Genomic DNA, 17,592 nt, shown 5'->3' with positions numbered 1-17,592 from the left:
TCTGATTGGGATTTACCTCGGTTTTTCGATTGGACTCTTAAGGTTATATCGTTTTAAAAAAAATAGAATGAACGTATTCTATGGAATTACGTTTATCTGCATCAGCCTCTTTCTTTATATCGGCGGAGACAGCGATTTTTATCTCCTGCAATCCCAGAGCGGAAGTCATTACGACGTGTCACTCCTGTTCTTCGGGCTGATCATCTATTCCTGTTTTATGTGTAGGTCTCTCATGAGAAAATCGATCGGATTGGAAATTCGGAATAACGACGCAGGAATCAATTTGTTATTCACGTTTGCAATCAACTTCATCCTTTCGTTTATTTTCCGCGATGAGATTACCTTTAACATCGCGGGGAATTTCGTGAGTATCGCAATCACTTCTTATACTTTTGTAGAAATCACCGGTTCCATCTATTCAAGAAAACTCCCAAAAATCTACTATCACCTCACTATAATCTCTTTTTTTATGGGCTTCGCTTTGTTGCTGGATATGATCGCTATCTTTAAAAACGATCTGCGTTTTCATTTGATTTCCAACGTGGTTCCGGGACTTTTACTGGTTTACTTCCATTTACTTGAGATTTATGCGCCCGTGATTACGGATAAGAAGACGATGAGTTCGCTTTCGATCGAACGGAGATTGCATAGAAGAAAAGAAAGTGTCGCACTGATTGAGGAAAAAACGAATCGAAAAAGGACTGATTCTACTTCGGACAACAAAGGACTATTGAAGGAAAACGATCTTGCACGTATCGAAGATCGATTGAAGTCCTTTTTAGACGAAAAACGTTTTTTAGACGAGGAACTGCGGCTTCCGGACCTTTCAGCTTATTTGGGAATTTCGGTTCACCAGGCTTCCTTGTATTTAAACCAATATCGGAGTACTAGTTTTACCGATTTTATAAATCAGAATCGGATCGAAGAAGCTAAACGTCTGATCCTGGAGGAGACTAACAAAAATCTAATCGATATCGGATTGGAATGCGGATTCAATTCTTATTCTCCGTTTCACAGAGCTTGTATTCGTTTTACGGGATATTCTCCAAAGGATTTGAGAAACTTAGTTTTAAAAAAAGAAGACCCTAAACCGTCCCTCATTCCCGAGATCGGAGAAAGAAGAACGACTTAAGGCCGGATTTTTTTCCTTTTAAAGTATGGTCACCTTTGAGTTTTTGTAGTCCACGTCTACCTTTTGCCCTTCGGTGAATTTTCCATCCAATATGTAACGGCTGAGCGCGTTACCGACTTCCCTTTGGATGAGTCTTTTGAGAGGTCTCGCTCCGTATTCCGGATCAAAACCGGCTTTCGAGACGTGGTCTTTCAGAGCTTTTGTAAACTCTATGTTGAGTCCGTTTTCTTTGGCTTTTTGTTTGAGAATCTCCAACTGGATCTCTGCGATCTTATGGATCACCGAGTCGGTGATCGAATGAAAGAGAATCACCTCGTCGAGACGGTTTAAAAATTCCGGTTTGAACTGTTTTTTCAACCTTTGTTCCACAAGTCTTTCTTTCTCTTCCGCCGAGTATTCGGTCGAACCTAAGATATCCGATCCGATATTGGAAGTCAGAATGATCACGGTATTCTTAAAGTCCACGTTACGCCCCTTTCCATCGGTCAGACGTCCTTCGTCCAAAATCTGAAGAAAAATATTAAAGACGTCCGGATTCGCCTTTTCGATTTCATCAAAAAGAATCAGGGAATAGGGTCTTCGTCGAACCGCTTCGGTGAGTTGTCCGCCTTCGTCATAGCCCACATATCCCGGAGGAGCTCCGATCAGTCTCGCGACTGAATGCGCTTCCATATATTCGCTCATGTCGATTCGGTGCATCGCGTTCGGGTCGTCGAACATGAATTCGGCGAGCGCTTTGGCGGTTTCAGTTTTTCCCACTCCCGTTGGCCCAAGAAACAAGAAGGTTCCGATCGGGCGATTTGGGTCCGCGATTCCTGCACGAGATCTTTGTACGGCTTCGGAAACGAGCTTTAGGGCGTGATCTTGACCGATCACCTTTGCCTTGAGTGCGTCTTCCATCAAAAGAAGTTTCGCTCTTTCGCCTTGTAACATTTTGGAAACGGGAATTCCGGTCCAACGAGAGACGATGTTCGCGATGTCCTCTTCGGAAACTTCTTCTTTGAGAAGTCTGGAAGTGGCGGATTGTTTTTTTAATTCCTCGTTTGCCGCTTCGAATTCTTTTTGAAGATCCACGAGTTTACCGTAACGAATTTCGGCGACACGGTTGATCTCCCCTCTTCTTTCGGCTTCGGCCTCGAGATTTTTATATTTTTCTATCTCTTCCTTGATCTGCTTCAAACGGGAGATTTTGGTTTTTTCCAAATCCCATCTCGCTTTTAAGGTTTGGAAATTTTGTTCGTGTTCTGAAAGTTCTTTCTCAAGATTTTTCAGACGATCCTTGGAAGCGGCGTCCTGTTCTTTTTTTAAGGCCTCTCTTTCGATCTTAAGGGATTGAATCCGTTTGCTCGCGCGATCCAATTCTTCCGGCATAGAATCGATCTCGATTCTCATCTTGGAAGAAGCTTCGTCGATGAGATCGACCGCCTTGTCTGGAAGAAAACGATCGGTGATATAACGATTGGAAAGAGTCGCCGCCGCGATCAATGCCGAATCCGTAATCCGAATCCCGTGATGAAGTTCGTAACGACCTTTGAGTCCTCTTAGGATCGTAACGGTTTCTTCGACGGAAGGTTCCTTTACCATGACCGGTTGGAATCTTCTTTCCAAGGCCGCGTCCTTTTCGATGTATTTCTGATACTCTTTCAGGGTAGTCGCGCCGATACAACGCAGTTCTCCGCGTGCGAGCATCGGTTTAAGCATATTAGAAGCGTCTAACGCGCCTTCGGTGGCACCGGCTCCCACGAGCGTATGAATCTCGTCGATAAAAAGGATCACTTCTCCGTCGCTCGCTTTGACTTCGTCGAGAAGCGCTTTTAGACGGTCCTCGAATTCTCCCCGGTATTTTGCTCCGGCGATCATGGAACCGAGATCCAGGGTATAGATGATCTTGTTTAGAATTCCCTCAGGAACCTCTCCTTGTACGATCTTGTTGGCAAGACCTTCCACGATCGCGGTTTTACCCACGCCGGGTTCTCCGATAAGAACCGGATTGTTTTTGGTTCTTCTGGAAAGGACTTGAATCGTTCTTCTGATTTCCTCGTCCCTTCCGATGACGGGATCGAGTTTACCCTGTTTGGATAACTCGTTTAGATTTTTTGCATACTTCGCAAGAGCGTCCGTTTTACTTTCCGGTGAATCGTCCATGATAGTTTTTCCTTTTCGATTTTCCAAAGTGATTTTGAGTAATTTAGAATATTCTAAACCAAGGCGAAAAAATTCCTCTTTGAGAGGTCCGGTCCCATTCTTCAAAAGCCCGAGAAGAATATGATCCGTGGAAAGATATTCGTCTTTGAGTTCTTTTTTTAGATCGTCCGCGGCTTTCAAGAGTGCGACCGCTGACCGGGAAAATCCCACGTCCGTTTTGGCGCCTCCTACTTTCGGAAGTTTTTGTAGGAACTCCTCCGTCTTTTTTAAGAATAGGGTCGGATTTAAACCAGACTTCGAAATCAAAAGCGGAGCGAGACCGTCGGATTGGCCGACCACTTCTCGGATGATATGTTCTTCGCTGATTTCCGGATTTCCCGAATTTTCGGCCAGAGACTGCGCGTCCCTCAGGGCTTCGTTCAGTTTTGTAGTTAGTTTATCTAATTTCATCGAATTCTCCCTATTGGTGATTCTTTATCTACAAGTGTGAAAGTGAACTCTGCGAAACTGAACCCGTTTGGTGCTTTCTAGAAATTCCGACCGAAAAACTTTGCACTTGCAAAAAGTAGAATTCTCTGATAGAGAAAAATTTCCGGAGTTTTCCCACCACCACACCCCACCACCCAAAGTCAGGGCGGGGCGCGCGAGTTTTCACGGCAGATCGTCGTACTTCCGACGGGATGATTTTAAAATTCAGGCGACTTCTGGAAAGGGCTAAGATCTGCATCAGTCTTCACTACTTCTTTTGCAATTTAGACTGAATCCTTTGCAAGAAGTCTACTTTTTTCTGCCAGATTGACATTAATCAATTTTTCTTTCCGCGCTATTGAAATCGAGTGCCTTTTTTCCTTCCTTCTTATGTCCCCTTTTTTCCAGGAATCTTAGCTTTTCTTTTGACAGTGAGAGGTTTGGCGTATGTTTTGCAAGAACCAGAGCATGAGCAAGGAACCCCCAAAAGAGAGCTGGAAATCCAGAACCGGACTGATTCTTACCGTTGCAAGCGGTGCGATCGGTCTCGGAAACTTCATTCGTTTTCCTGGACAGGCGGTCGCAAACGGTGGAGGAGCCTTTATGGTTCCCTATATCATCAGCTTTGTTCTGGTCGGAATCCCCGTTTGTATCACCGAATGGATCATGGGAAGAATGGGAGGCAGAACCGGTCACAGCGCCCCTTTTCTCTTCAAAAGTTTCTTATCCGGTTTCCCCCTAAGAATCGTTGGCGCCATCGGGATTACGGTCCCGATTCTCATCTACGTATATTACGTTTTTATTGAGGCTTGGTGTCTCGCCTATTCCTTCGAATTTTTAACGGGTCAGATTCGATTGAACACAAACGGACAAACTCCTCAACCCGAAATAATCAAAGCGGCCGGAAATTATTTTCTAGATTTGACCGGCGCTCGTCAAAATGGAGACGCGATTTACGGTAAAATTTTTTACGCAACGCTCGCTTGTTTTGCGTTGAACTTCGCTCTTGTCTACCGGGGAATTTCAAAAGGAATCGAATCCTTTGCAAAGATCGCGGTTCCTCTGATGTTGGCTTCTTCCGCCGTCATTTTGGTACGGGTTCTCACGTTAGACAATATCGACTTGGGTTTGGGTAGAATGTGGAACCCGGACTGGTCCGCACTTCTTAGATCCGAAGTTTGGATCGCGGCAGCCGGTCAGATCTTTTTTACACTTTCTGCGGGTTTTGGAATCGCCCTTGTTTTTTCGAGTTATCTCAAACGAGACAACGACGTCGTCCTCTCCTCTCTTTCCGCGGCTTCCCTAAACGAATTTGTGGAAGTCGCAATCGGTGGTATGATTACGATCCCGGTCGCGTATCTTTTTATAGGCGGTTCGATCAGCGAGTTCGGAACCTTTGGTATGGGGTTTATCGCGCTTCCTTCCGTTTTTTCGATGATGCCGGGTGGTCAATTTTTCGGTGCGATCTGGTTCTTCGTCCTTTTTCTCGCGGCGATCACTTCCTCCGTAACCATGCTCCAACCGGGAATTATTTTTTTGGAAGAATCCTTCGGCCTACGAAGACAGGTTTCGAGTATTATCCTTTTTATTTTTACCGGAAGTCTTTGTTTTCCGATTCTCTACTTCAACCAAAACTTCCAAGCCTTAGAACTCGCGGATTTTTGGATCGGAACGGTTTTGATCTTTATTCTCGCGAGCATTCAAATTTTCTTATTTGGCTGGAAGGTGGGCGCAAAAAAAGGCCTCGAAGACGGAAACGAAGGTTCTCATCTGGAGCTTCCGAAATTTTTCTGGTTTGTGATTCAATACATCACTCCCGCGTTCTTGCTCGTAGTTTTTGTCGCCTTTTTGTTTCAGAATCTTCCGGGCTATTTTGAAAGAATGAGCGTGGATACGATGGTGGCTCGTGCGATCACCAAAGGAACTTCCATTGAAATCGCGAGGATGGGAGCGCTCATTTCCCGATCCGTCTTTTTTGGAATTCTGATCATTTTCAGTTTGATCGTCCTCCTCGTCCACTACGCATTGATCTATAAGGAAAGGAGGTTAAAAGCTGAATGATTCTTTTTGCACAGATGACCGGTCTAAACTGGCAGGGAACTCTGATCATGTCTCTTTCCTTACTTTTGGTCACGGGTCTTTCCTTATTTTGTATTTATAAACTTTTTATAACCAGAAACCATTGAACCGTACAGCCGCGTATTTTGATAAACTTTCCACGATCTGGGACGACTTCGAACCTAGATCCGGTCAGATACAACTTTCACAGAGAATCGAAGAGGCCCTTTTTTCCGGAAAACATCTGATCGCGGAGGCCGGAACGGGTGTTGGAAAGTCCCTCGCCTATTTGATTCCCGCCGCATTGAATTCCATGGAAAGGGAAGAACCCGTGATCATTTCCACGGAAACAAAGTCGCTCCAACAACAACTTTTGTTAAAAGACATTCCGATGGTTTCGAAAATTCTCGGAGTGGACCTCAGAGCGGAAGTCGCCATGGGAGCGTCCAACTACGTCTGCAAACGAAAAATGAATCACGTTATGCGCGATGGAACCTTCGGTCCCGAGATGATTCCTCATCTGGATTCTTTCAATCAATGGATCCGAAATACCGAGTCCGGAAGAAAGCAGGAATTTACGGGAACCGCTTCCTATGATTTTTGGAATAAGGTTACGAGAGAGGCCGACAACTGTCTGGGAAGAAATTGTCCGAACTTTTCCCATTCTTATTATTTTTTAGAAAGAGAAAAATGGAAACGATGTAATATTCTGATCGTCAATCATCACCTTCTTGCCGCGCATATCGCGAGCGACTTCAACATTCTTCCCGACTTTAGCAGAGTCATCCTCGACGAGGCTCATAACTTTCCGGATATCATCGGTTCTTCCTTTCGTCAGGAAATCCGTTCTCAAGAAATTCAAAAACTTTTACAACAGATCTGGCTTCCTTCCAAGAACTCGGGAATCGCGGGTGAAATCGGTTCGAACGAATTGAAAAATCTGGTTTCCAAAGCGGGTGAAGCCCTTACCGTTTTTTTCAATTCACTTTCCGGCGAAGTTCCTCTGAACTTTTACAGTCCTCAGAGAATCAAAAAACCTCTGAGACTGGATCGAGGCGCGTTTGCAAACGTGCTCTCGGAGATCACCGAGATTCTCCAGAAACATCTTTCTAAATTATCGAAGGACTCTGAAGACATTACGGAAAAGGAAAGTTCTCTCGTTTTGGAGATGTTATCCGGAAGAATGGAACAGATCGCCGTGGGCCTCGAGTCCTTTCGTTTGACGGACGATCCGGGACTGGTCTATTGGATCGAACCTCCGGATCAGAATTCAAAGGAGATCTATTACAAAATCTGCATGGAACCGATGAGCCCGGATAAGATCATCAAGGATTTGTTCGCTCCAAAAATGCAGTCGATCGTTTTTACTTCCGCGACTCTTTCCACTGCGGGAAACGATTTTAAATATTTTAAGAAAAAGATCGGCGACTTACCGACCGCGAACATGGTAGTCCCTTCTCCGTTTCCTTATCAAAAAAATGCGGTTCTCTATGTTCCGAAAGAAATCCGGGATCCGGTCGGAGATCCGGACGGATATCACGCGGATCTGGCAAAACAGATTCTTTGGCTCATCGAATTGACCCAAGGAAATACGTTTGTTCTTTTTACCTCTTTTAAATCTTTGAAACTCGTGTATGAAGCGATTCGTCCTCATACCGATCTTCCGCTTTTTTCTCAATCCGATTTGGGACCGGATGGGGCCAAACAGATGTATCTCGAAACGCCTAACAGTGTATTATTCGGAGTATCCACGTTTTGGCAGGGAATCGATATCCGAGGAGACAAACTCAAATCGGTGATCATCGCCAAACTTCCGTTTCAGGTTCCGAACGATCCCGTCCTTGAGACAAAGAGCGAGAAGTTAAAAGAATCCGGCGGGAATCCGTTTGCAGAGTTGCAACTTCCGTATGCTTGTACGGTTTTGAAACAAGGCTTTGGACGACTGATTCGGTCGGGGACGGATACGGGAATCGTTACGATTTTGGATCCAAGAGTGTTTACAAAAACCTACGGAAAGGATCTTTTGAAGTCGCTTCCTCCGGCAAAACTCGTCCAGAACCAAGAAGATTTAAGAAGAGAATTCAGCAATCTGCCGAAATAAATAGAAGAACCATTCTATTTATCAATGCGCAGAACTATGAATTCTAAAATCCGATTCTTACTCATCCTTTTTGTTTTTCTTCCAACCTTCACGATCTTTTCTTTTGAAACCCGAGACTTCACGGATACGGTCATCAATTGGAAAAAAGGGGAAATTCAGAAAATTCTTAAATTCAAACTTCCTAAACTGACCTACTCCGTGGAAGATCCGGATTTTGGGGCGGAGAACACCGCAAGAAATCTGACCGAGTCCCGAAAAAAAGCCGCAAATGCTGCGGAAGAAGAATTGAAGAAATATCTTTTTCGAAAGATCGATACGTTAAAGCTCGATTCCGAATTCACACTGAGAGAAAAGATCAAAGAAGATTCTATGTTTCGGGAAATTTTCAACCAGATCTACGAGATCGAACCGATTTTAAGCACGGTGAATTTTGTGGAGAATCAGGCTATCGCAAAGGGAACGATCCTTTTTAAAGGAAAAAGAGGAATTCTAAATTACGTTTTTCTTTCGTATGAAACCGAAAACTTTCCGGAATATCCGGCTCCAACTTTAGCGGCTGATTTTACTTCCCTGATCGTGGACGCAAGACATCTTAAAATGGAAACCGCCCTGTTCCCCGAAATTCTTTCGGAGGAAGGGAACAGTATTTATTCTCCTTATTTTATTTCTAAAGAAAACGCCGTGAAAAACGGTTATGTGAGTTATATGAAAACCCCGGAAGAAGCGTTTCGTTCTCCGATCGCAGGTTTAAAACCTTATTTTGTGACCGCGCTCGGCGTCACTGGTCATTATCCCGTAAACCCCGTGATCGCGAGCGAGGACGCAAGAAAGTTGTTGGCTTCTCCGAAAACAAAGAACGCTCTCAAGAATTGCAGGGTGATTATTCTGAAGGATAAATGATCCAGTAAGTTTGAACCTGATTCGCAAAAACGAATTCCGATATTCAAAGGAACTTTCGCTGTAAAGAGTTAAAATTCGGATTTGTCGGAGTTCCGACAAAATTTTATCGGGAATCCTTCTTGAAAGAGTTCAATTTTTCTGATATAGGGAAATCCACTGAGGTCTTCCCGCAGGCCAGGCTACTTCAGTGAAATGAATCTTTAAAAGAATTTGTCGTAACTCCGACGATCCTCTGTGAAAGTCGCGGGCCCCACCCTTATTTTTGGGCGGAGGGGCGGGAGGCGGAAAAACTCCGGGAGATTTTCTATATCACAAAATCATAATTTTGCAAGAAAAAAATTCCCCCGTAGGAACTCCTACAAAAAATCGGATCGGATCCTTGTTGATTCCAAAAACCTCCTCAACTTGTGAGTATGGTTCTGCTAATTTTTGGGCGGAGGCGGAAGACCCCGGGAGACTTTGCTATATCACAAAATCATAATTTTGCAAGAAAAAATCCCCCGTAGGAACTCCTACAAAAAAATTGATTGTGATCTCTGCGTTGATTTTCAATCCTTTTTCCAACTTTGTGAATAAGGTTATGACCAAACGAGGGAAAGGGGTCTACGAAGATTTTAGAGTAAGTTTTGTAGGAACCTACGACTCAATGAAGAGGTTTTTAAAATCGAGTTTCCGTAATTGAGGCGGGAAAGGGAAACGAGAGAATTGCTAAAACCGGAGATTTTGTTTTCGCAAAGAATCTCCGATCTTCTTTTTCGAACTTTTTTTTACCCTTGAGCGGCGACCAGTTCGCTAAAAACTTCTTCCGCCTTTTTAAAATTCTCAGAAAAAAGATAAGCAAAACCTAAATCGATCAGCTCGGAAGAAGAAAGAGACTTTCTCTTTGCTTCCATCTTGGGAATACTCGCGATCTTTTCCGAAAATTCTTTTTTCTTTTCTTCAAATGTCGGAAGTTCTTCGTATCCGGGAATCCTCTGAAGAACTGTTTTTGCTTCCTCAAAATTTCCGAGATGGACCAGAGCCAAACCTAAGGCTCCTAAGACGTCTCTTTCTTCCGTAAGACGTTTTGCATTTTCCGCAAAAACTTGGATCGCTTCTTTGTATTTTCTTGTTTGATAATTTGCAAAAAATTCAGTCTTGCAAAAGTAATCATTTGCAAATCTTCCTTTATAGATTGCCAGAAGATCCAAAACCGTCTTAAAGTCGACCGCGTCTTCGCTCACCAGAATTCCGGTTCTTAAGATAGGATAAGAAACCGGAACCGAAGAAGATCGAAAATACTCGTGAAACTTCTTCGCAGCGTCCCTTAATTTCCCGCTTTCTTTGAGGAGATAGGCTTCTACGAGCGGACTCAAGACGGAGGATCCTTTTAAAAAATAATTGATCCCGGTTTCGGCGCCGGATTCAAACTCAGCAATTCCACTCAGATGATTTAAAAATACATGATTCGGATTTTTTTTCGCAATCGCGATCACTTCTTCATAGGAACCCGTTTCGAATAGTTCCCAAGCCGATTCTTCAATGGAAGTGAAATTGGATACTGCTAAATTCTGACCCATACGATACCTCTATTTTCCTTATCGGTTGGGTGCGGGGAATTCAGCTTAAAAAAAAGCGGATCGCGTTAACTCAGCATCTCGGCTCCCTACGGGTCGCTCTACAGATCGCGTTAACTCAGCGAAACGCTCTCTATGGATCGCGTTTCAAGGATAAAGTCTTTCCATCATCCTCGGGAAGGGAATACATTCCCTCACGTGTTGGAGGCCGCAGATCCAGGCGATCATTCTCTCCGAACCGAGACCAAAACCGGAATGAGGAACCGAGCCGTATTTTCTCAGATCCAGATACCATTCATAAGAATCCACGGGAAGATTTTCCTCTCCCAGACGATGAACGATATTCTCATAATTCTCCTCCCTTTCGGAACCTCCGATGATCTCCCCCACACCGTCCGGAGCGATGAGATCCGCGTTTAAAACCGTCTTTGGATCTTCCGGATTCACCTTCATATAAAATGCTTTCGCTTCTCTCGGATATTTCTGGATAAAAACCGGACCTCCATATTCTGTCGTCAGCATCTGCTCCCTTTCGGAATTGATATCGTCTCCCCAAACGATCTCTTCTCCTTTGGATTGTAGAATTTCGAGCGCCTTTGTATAATCGATCACCGGAAATTCCTTTTCCAAATACGCGAGCAACGGAGCCGGGTCCCGATCCAGAACTTTCAAATCTTCTAAAGAATTCTGAACCGTTTCCTTTATGATCGTCTTTACGAAATCCTCTTGGAGTTTGAGATTCTCCTTGTGACCCGCAAAGGCGACTTCCGCTTCCACCATCCAGAACTCGGTGAGATGTCTTCTTGTCTTACTCTTCTCGGCGCGAAAGGTCGGTCCAAAACAAAAGACCTTGTTGTGAGCAAAGATTGCGGTCTCCAAATAGAGTTGTCCGGTTTGTGCGAGATACGCATTCCCCAAATCGAAGTATTCTGTGGAAAAAAGAGTTCCCGCGCTTTCTCCCACGGAACCCGTGAGAATCGGAGTATCGATCAATAAAAAATTTCTTTCGTGAAAGTATTTGCGGATCGCAAACGAAAGATTGTCTCTCACACGAAGGATCGCAAGTTGTTTGGAAGAACGCAACCAGAGATGCCTCTGAGAAATTAAAAAGTCGATTCCGTGTTCCTTGGGTGTGATCGGATAATTTTCGGATTCTCCCACGACCAAGATGGATTCTAAGATGAGTTCGAATCCGATCGGAGATTTTTCGTTTCGAACCAACTTTCCGGTCACCGAGACGGATGTTTCTTGTTTGAGATGTTTTACGCTTTGAAACAATTCTTCTCCGAGGATTTCTTTTTCGGCGAGGACTTGGATGATCTTCCCGCTGTTTCTTAAGGAGAGAAATTGTCTTGCGTTGCTTCCCCGGATTCCGTGCACCCAACCTTGGATTACGACTTTCTCATCTACGTGTTTTTCTAATTCATGATTGCTAACGACTTGTGTTTCGGACATAGACTCATTTTACGCTTTCGGTTTTACCGGAAAGGATATTTTTTACCTGACAGACGGACCCGCTCGGAAATCCTGAGAAGTATGAATCCGGTTTTGTTAGATGGAAAAAAACTTTCCGAAAAGATCAGAGATGGAATCCGCACGGAAATCGAAGAGCGGAAAGCAAAGAATTTAAGAATTCCCAAACTTGTGACGATCCTCGTGGGAAACAACCCCGCTTCCGAAACCTATGTTTCCATGAAAGTCAAAGCCTGTCATTCCGTGGGAATGGGTTCCGAGATGATTCGTCTTGGAGAAAACACAACGACTGAAGAATTGTTGGCCGTCATCGACAAACTCAACGCCGATCCGAACACGGATGGAATTCTTCTCCAACATCCTTCCCCTCCCCAAATCGACGAAAGAGCCGCCTTTGACCGGATCGCCCTTCACAAAGACGTGGACGGCGTGACCACGCTTTCCTTTGGAAAACTTTCCATGGGAGTCGAAACCTATCTTCCTTGTACACCCTACGGAATGGTTCTTCTTCTTCAAGAATACGGAATTAATCCTTCCGGCAAAAACGCGGTCGTCGTCGGCCGTTCTCCGATCTTAGGCAAACCGATGGCGATGCTTCTTACGGAGATGAACGCCACCGTCACACTCTGCCATTCTAAAACGACCAATCTTCCCGAAATCGTAAAACAGGCGGACATCGTCGTCGGCGCGGTCGGAAAACCGGAATTTATCAAAGCGGATTGGATCAAAAAGGGAGCGGTTCTTTTGGATGCGGGTTACAATCCCGGAAACGTAGGCGATATCGAAATTTCCAAAGCAAAAGACAATTCTTCTTATTATACTCCGGTTCCGGGTGGCGTTGGCCCGATGACGATCGCGGTATTGCTCTTACAGACTCTTTATTCTTCAAAAGAACACTTTACACCACCGGTAAAGTGAAAACGATGTTTCCTGATGGCGATCAGTTTTGACGAATGCTTTCAGACCTATCCGGAGCTCCATAGCCCTACGGACCTCGATGAATTTTGGTCCGAGGCGATCCGAGATTTAAAGAATTTTCCGATTAAAAAACAATCCAAAGCGCTCCTCAAAGGATCGATTATCAAGGAAACAATCTACGATATTTCCTTTCAATCCTGGAAAAACGCTACGATCGCGGGAACCCTCGTCATTCCGAGAAAAAGAGGGGATCTTCCCGTTGTCATCCATTTCCACGATTATGGTCATGAAAGACCCGCAATCATCAAAGGACTCACCGAAACGGGAGTCGCACAACTCATCATCGATTTAAGAGGGCACGGAACTCAATTGGTCCGTCCTCAATTGAAAGAAGGCGAAATCGCGGATCCGGATTGGACGCCCGGTTATTTTTCCAAAGGTCTGGACGGAAAGGATTCTTTCTATATGAAAGGACTTTATCTGGACGTGATCCGCGCGATCGAATTTTTAAGACTCACAGACGGGATCGACGGAGAAAAGATCATCCTTTCCGGAAAGTCTCTCGGCGCTTCCCTTGCGGTTTTCGGCGCGGCGTTTACAAACCGAGTAAAAGGTCTTATCTTAGAAACTCCGAACTTCTGCCATATAGACGATACACAACTCAAACTCGAAAAGAGTTGGATGAAGGAAATCAATCTTCAGCTCGCGAGTTCCAAAACAAAAAAGACGGCGATGAAAAAGAGTTTAGCATATTATGATAGTATAAACTTTTCGAAAAAAATCAAAATTCCGACCTTGGTTTCCGTCGGCCTCGACGATAAGATCTCTCATCCAAAATCGATCTTCGCACTTTTCAATCATATGAACTGCGACAAAAGAATGCAGGTCTATCCGACGGAAGGAAACGAGGCCGGTCTCAAGGGTGAAAAACAAAACGGCGCCAATTTAGAATTTGTGAGGGAAATATTCTTTCCTGAATGATCGAAGTTTATTTTCACAATTCCCTTACGGGCAAAAAAGAAAAATTCTCTCCCGTTGATCCGAAGCGTGTAACGGTTTATTCCTGCGGACCCACGGTCTATAACTACGCTCATATCGGAAATCTGAGAGCCTTTCTTTTTGTGGATTTTCTTCGAAGATCCCTCAAACTTCTCGGCTACGGCGTGGATATGACGATGAACATCACCGATATCGACGACAAGATCATCCGTGATTCCATCGCAGTCAAAAAGAGCATTCAAGAATTTACAAAACCCTGGACGGAAGCCTTTTTCGAAGACTTAAAAACCGTTCGCGCCGAAATCCTAGAACACTACCCAAAAGCAACGGAATCGATTCCGGAAATGATCGAAATCATACAAAAACTAAAATCGAAAGGTCTTGTTTATGAGAAGGACGAAAGTCTTTACTTTTCGATTCAGAAATTTGAGAATTACGGGAAACTCAGCAAGATCGATACTTCGGGAATGAAAACAGGAACCCGTTATGATACGGACGAATACGAAAAAGAAGACGTGAGAGATTTTGTCCTTTGGAAAAGTCCGAAGGTCGAAGGAGAAGCGTCTTGGAACACCGAGATCGGAACCGGACGTCCCGGATGGCATTTGGAATGTTCCGCGATGATTCGAAAAGTGTATCACGGCGGTGTGGACATTCATACCGGCGGGGTAGACCTTCTTTTTCCTCATCATGAGAATGAGATCGCCCAATCCGAAGGAGCCTTTCCCGAAGAAACCTTTGTAGGAACCTGGCTTCATTCCGAACACCTCCTCGTAGACGGACAAAAGATGTCCAAGAGCAAAGGGAACTTTTACACGTTACGCGATCTTGTCCAAAAAGGAATCGATCCAAAAACGATTCGTTTTCTTTTGATCTCGAACCACTACCGTTCCAAACTGAATTTTTCCACGGATCGTTTGGAAGAATCCGCAAACAGCATTCGGAAAATGCAGAACTGTTTGGATCGCCTTTTGGAGGCGGAATCGGATTACGAGATTCTTCCCGATTTTCAATTTACGAGCTCCTCTATTCTTACTTGGAAAAAGGATATCGAAGAATCCTTGGCCGACGATCTCAATATCTCCAAAGTTTTGGCGGTCGTTTTTGAATCTCTGAAACAGATCAATTCCCTTCTCGATTCGGGCGCGCCTTCCTCCAAAGAAAAAAAAGAATTTATTCAACTTTTTGCATATTACGATCAACTTTTCGAAGTTCTCTCCTTCCAACCGCAAAAGGATCTCATCGATTCCGAGATCGATTCTCTTATCGAAGAAAGACAACTCGCAAGAAAGAATAAGGACTTTGCCCGCTCCGACGCGATCCGAGATCAACTCTTGGCACAAGGTATTATCATAGAAGACACAAAAGACGGACTCCGCTGGAGAAGAAAATAGCTAGACAGGAATACATCTTCGGGAAGAGAACTCTGATCGAACTGACGGAGGCTCACCAAGGGAAGGAACATTCTTTTCCTTTCACCGAGTTGTATGTAAAAGAAAACCCGGGTTCCGAGATCGTAGATAAGATCTTAAAAAAACTTCCCTCATACGTCAAGGTCCACAAAGTTTCAGTTTCTAAGTTAGACGCTCTTGTTCCCGGAAGAAATCATCAGGGTTTGGTAGCGGTAAAAGTTTCCAGCAAAGAATCGACGCTGGATCAAAAGGATTTAGAAAATATTCTTCCATCCAAACCGGGAGCCTTTTTGATTTTGGATAGAATCCAGGATCCCGGCAATTTAGGAAATATCCTGAGAACCGCAGAATGTTTCGGGATCCAGAACGTCATTCTTCCGGACCGAGAATCCGCCGGAATCACTCCGGTTGTCGAAAAAGTTTCCTCCGGAGCTCTTTCTTTTTTGAAAATTTTTACGGTTAAGAATCTCGCCAACACACTTGAACTCCTGAAAGAGAACGGATATTGGATCGTTTCCACGAGCGATCGAGGAATCGAGGATTGGTCCAAACTTCCCGAGCTGAAAGAACTCGCAGTTTTGATGGGAAACGAGGGGGAAGGTGTAAAAAGAATCCTAATGGAAAAATCGGACTTCGTCTTGAGAGTTCCTATGCACGGAAATCTTTCCTCCTTAAATGTCACGGTCGCGACCGGGGTCGTTTTAGACAGACTCGTAAACCGCAAGTAGTTCGAATCTTTCCATCTCTTTGTCTATATTCCTAAATGGAAACTCCTTTAGGAGATTCTAATTCTTTTTTGTAAAATTAGATTTCGATTTAACTCTTGCATTTTTTATTTTTCCTTCCCCAATGGAAAACAATGAAATCTTATCACCATCTTTTCAAAATTTCGATCGTAACGATCGCTCTCAGCCTTCTTCCCTCTTGTTCCGATCTTTCCATCGATAAACTGAAGGAAAAACTCAATCTAAAAAAGAAGGAGAGTTTGGCGGAAGAAATTTTAGGCGCCCTCACCTTTGCATTTTGGGCAGAGACCAACCATGAGCTTTATAAATTTTTTCCACTGGCTCATGTTCAATTAAAGTCCCAGATCTCTGCGGATCAATTTGCGGTAGCAACCCCTCAGATGAAAGAAGCCAAACCGAAAATCGTTTTGATACACGGTTGGGATTTTAAGGAAAAAAATATCGATCCTCCCACGGATAAGTTCACTAAAGTTTCCAATCTAAGAGGAACCTGGGACGAAGTTTTGGAAATGTATTCTCAAAATCTTTCCGGAGTCCAGACAAATTACGAACTCTACACCTTTACTTATAGAACCTCCGATTACGTGGAGAATAACGGAAGAAGATTGGTCGAAAAGCTGAATTCAGTTTTTACGGCGGATGATCGGGTGATTCTTCTAGCGCATTCCATGGGAGGTCTTGTGAGTCGTTCCGCTCTTTATCATCAGAACAATACAAGCGACGTGATCGATTTTATCGTTTCACTCGGAACTCCTTATTTGGGTTCTCCGTTTGCGTCTTCGAACTATCAGGGAAGTTTTGGAACGTTAGGCGATCTGATCGGCTTTATGACCGGGACACAGGGAGGAATGGATCTTGCATACACGAACGCATTCGGGACGAGTTATACGGTCCCTATCCCGAGTGAATACATTGAAGGGGCTTACAATATTTATTTGGAGAGATTACTTTCCGATTCTTCGAAAGACACAAGGGTCACCGCATTTTACGGAGCGATGAGCGTTTGTAACGGACATCCGGGTTCGGATTCCATCTATACGATAGGGTGCACTTTTTTGAGCAACGGAAGTCCGAGTTTTGCGAATAAGAGCGACGGAATCGTAACCACGACGAGCGGAAAGATGTCCTCAAAACTTCCCGGAGCGCGTCAGATTTCAAAGGATTTTGATCACGCTCAGCTTTCGTTTCGAAACCATGTAAGTAACACGGCGAGGAATACATATTTTAACGAAGTTATAACGATGATCAACGCGTTGTAAGAAGTTTTTGTCGGAATTCCGACAAAACAACGGGAGATCTACCTTTGATAACATTCCATTTTTATGATAGAGAAAAGCCGCCCGTTTTTTTCCTGCGCCGCGATCCATAGAGAGCGGCGCATTGAGTTCACGCGATCCATAGAGAGCGGCGCATTGAGTTCACGCGATCCGTAGAGAGCGGCGCATTGAGTTCACGCGATCCGTAGAGAGCGGCGCATTGAGTTCACGCGATCCGTAGAGAGCGGCGCATTGAGTGAATCCGACTCTCCTCCGCCACCCAATCAGGGCATAACCTTTCCCACAAGTGGGTTAAAATCGGTAAAGGAATTTGTCGTAACAACGACAATCCTCTGTGAAAGCCGCGCGCCCCGCCCTGATTTTTGGGAGCCTGTTGAAAAAGAAAAACAGAGAATCTCTCCTGATTC

Annotated in this window: 13 protein-coding genes; 10 read left to right on the top strand and 3 right to left on the bottom strand. The window is 44.3% G+C overall.

Features of this window, described 5'->3' with window-relative positions; all coding sequences use genetic code 11:
- The first annotated feature begins 67 nt into the window (after window positions 1–67).
- Window positions 68–1,132: a helix-turn-helix domain-containing protein gene (locus JWG44_RS03900; protein ID WP_205273653.1), complete on the top strand. Its 1,065-nt coding sequence runs from the start codon at window positions 68–70 to the stop codon at window positions 1,130–1,132.
- Window positions 1,133–1,150: 18 nt separating this feature from the next.
- On the opposite strand, the gene clpB is transcribed toward JWG44_RS03900, so the two are convergent.
- Window positions 1,151–3,727: an ATP-dependent chaperone ClpB gene (gene clpB, locus JWG44_RS03895; RefSeq protein ID WP_205273652.1), complete on the bottom strand. Its 2,577-nt coding sequence runs from the start codon at window positions 3,725–3,727 to the stop codon at window positions 1,151–1,153.
- A 486-nt stretch (window positions 3,728–4,213) separates the two neighbouring features.
- Between clpB and JWG44_RS03890 the strand changes: the two genes are divergently transcribed.
- Genes JWG44_RS03890 through JWG44_RS03880 form a run of 4 tightly spaced genes read left to right on the top strand, consistent with a single transcriptional unit; the run spans window position 4,214 to window position 8,804 of the window.
- On the top strand, window positions 4,214–5,806 hold the full coding sequence (locus JWG44_RS03890) for a sodium-dependent transporter (protein ID WP_205273651.1): 1,593 nt from the start codon (window positions 4,214–4,216) through the stop codon (window positions 5,804–5,806).
- Window positions 5,803–5,931 carry a hypothetical protein gene (locus JWG44_RS22430; RefSeq protein WP_269752189.1) on the top strand — a complete coding sequence of 43 codons (129 nt, stop codon included), beginning with the start codon at window positions 5,803–5,805 and terminating at the stop codon, window positions 5,929–5,931. The genes JWG44_RS03890 and JWG44_RS22430 overlap by 4 nt, the downstream gene beginning before the upstream one ends.
- On the top strand, window positions 5,928–7,904 hold the full coding sequence (locus JWG44_RS03885) for an ATP-dependent DNA helicase (protein WP_205273650.1): 1,977 nt from the start codon (window positions 5,928–5,930) through the stop codon (window positions 7,902–7,904). The genes JWG44_RS22430 and JWG44_RS03885 overlap by 4 nt, the downstream gene beginning before the upstream one ends.
- A gap of 36 nt (window positions 7,905–7,940) precedes the next feature.
- On the top strand, window positions 7,941–8,804 hold the full coding sequence (locus JWG44_RS03880) for a hypothetical protein (protein WP_205273649.1): 864 nt from the start codon (window positions 7,941–7,943) through the stop codon (window positions 8,802–8,804).
- A gap of 767 nt (window positions 8,805–9,571) precedes the next feature.
- Here the strand turns inward: JWG44_RS03880 and JWG44_RS03875 are convergent.
- Both JWG44_RS03875 and asnS read right to left on the bottom strand, forming a co-directional pair.
- Complete coding sequence (locus JWG44_RS03875) at window positions 9,572–10,363, bottom strand: tetratricopeptide repeat protein (RefSeq protein ID WP_205273648.1); 792 nt, start codon at window positions 10,361–10,363, stop codon at window positions 9,572–9,574.
- 144 nt (window positions 10,364–10,507) lie between these two features.
- Window positions 10,508–11,815 (bottom strand): asparagine--tRNA ligase, encoded by a 1,308-nt coding sequence (gene asnS, locus JWG44_RS03870; protein ID WP_205273647.1) that lies wholly within the window; start codon window positions 11,813–11,815, stop codon window positions 10,508–10,510.
- An 81-nt stretch (window positions 11,816–11,896) separates the two neighbouring features.
- Here asnS and folD point away from each other — a divergent pair, with 81 nt between their 5' ends.
- From folD to JWG44_RS03845, 5 genes are all read left to right on the top strand, one after another.
- Window positions 11,897–12,751 carry a bifunctional methylenetetrahydrofolate dehydrogenase/methenyltetrahydrofolate cyclohydrolase FolD gene (gene folD, locus JWG44_RS03865; RefSeq protein WP_205273646.1) on the top strand — a complete coding sequence of 285 codons (855 nt, stop codon included), beginning with the start codon at window positions 11,897–11,899 and terminating at the stop codon, window positions 12,749–12,751.
- A gap of 15 nt (window positions 12,752–12,766) precedes the next feature.
- Complete coding sequence (locus JWG44_RS03860) at window positions 12,767–13,732, top strand: acetylxylan esterase (protein ID WP_205273645.1); 966 nt, start codon at window positions 12,767–12,769, stop codon at window positions 13,730–13,732.
- Window positions 13,729–15,144, top strand: coding sequence for a cysteine--tRNA ligase (gene cysS, locus JWG44_RS03855; protein WP_205273644.1), 1,416 nt, complete (start codon window positions 13,729–13,731; stop codon window positions 15,142–15,144). Before JWG44_RS03860 ends, cysS begins: the two co-directional genes overlap by 4 nt.
- On the top strand, window positions 15,129–15,890 hold the full coding sequence (gene rlmB / locus JWG44_RS03850; protein WP_205273754.1) for a 23S rRNA (guanosine(2251)-2'-O)-methyltransferase RlmB: 762 nt from the start codon (window positions 15,129–15,131) through the stop codon (window positions 15,888–15,890). Before cysS ends, rlmB begins: the two co-directional genes overlap by 16 nt.
- 212 nt (window positions 15,891–16,102) lie before the next feature.
- Window positions 16,103–17,167 (top strand): esterase/lipase family protein, encoded by a 1,065-nt coding sequence (locus JWG44_RS03845; protein ID WP_408611875.1) that lies wholly within the window; start codon window positions 16,103–16,105, stop codon window positions 17,165–17,167.
- The last annotated feature ends 425 nt before the right edge of the window (window positions 17,168–17,592 follow it).

Source organism: Leptospira ainazelensis, from assembly GCF_016918785.1.
Taxonomy (GTDB): domain Bacteria; phylum Spirochaetota; class Leptospiria; order Leptospirales; family Leptospiraceae; genus Leptospira; species Leptospira ainazelensis.
Note: the sequence above shows the minus strand (reverse complement) of the source record. Positions and strands in the feature narration are given on the sequence as shown.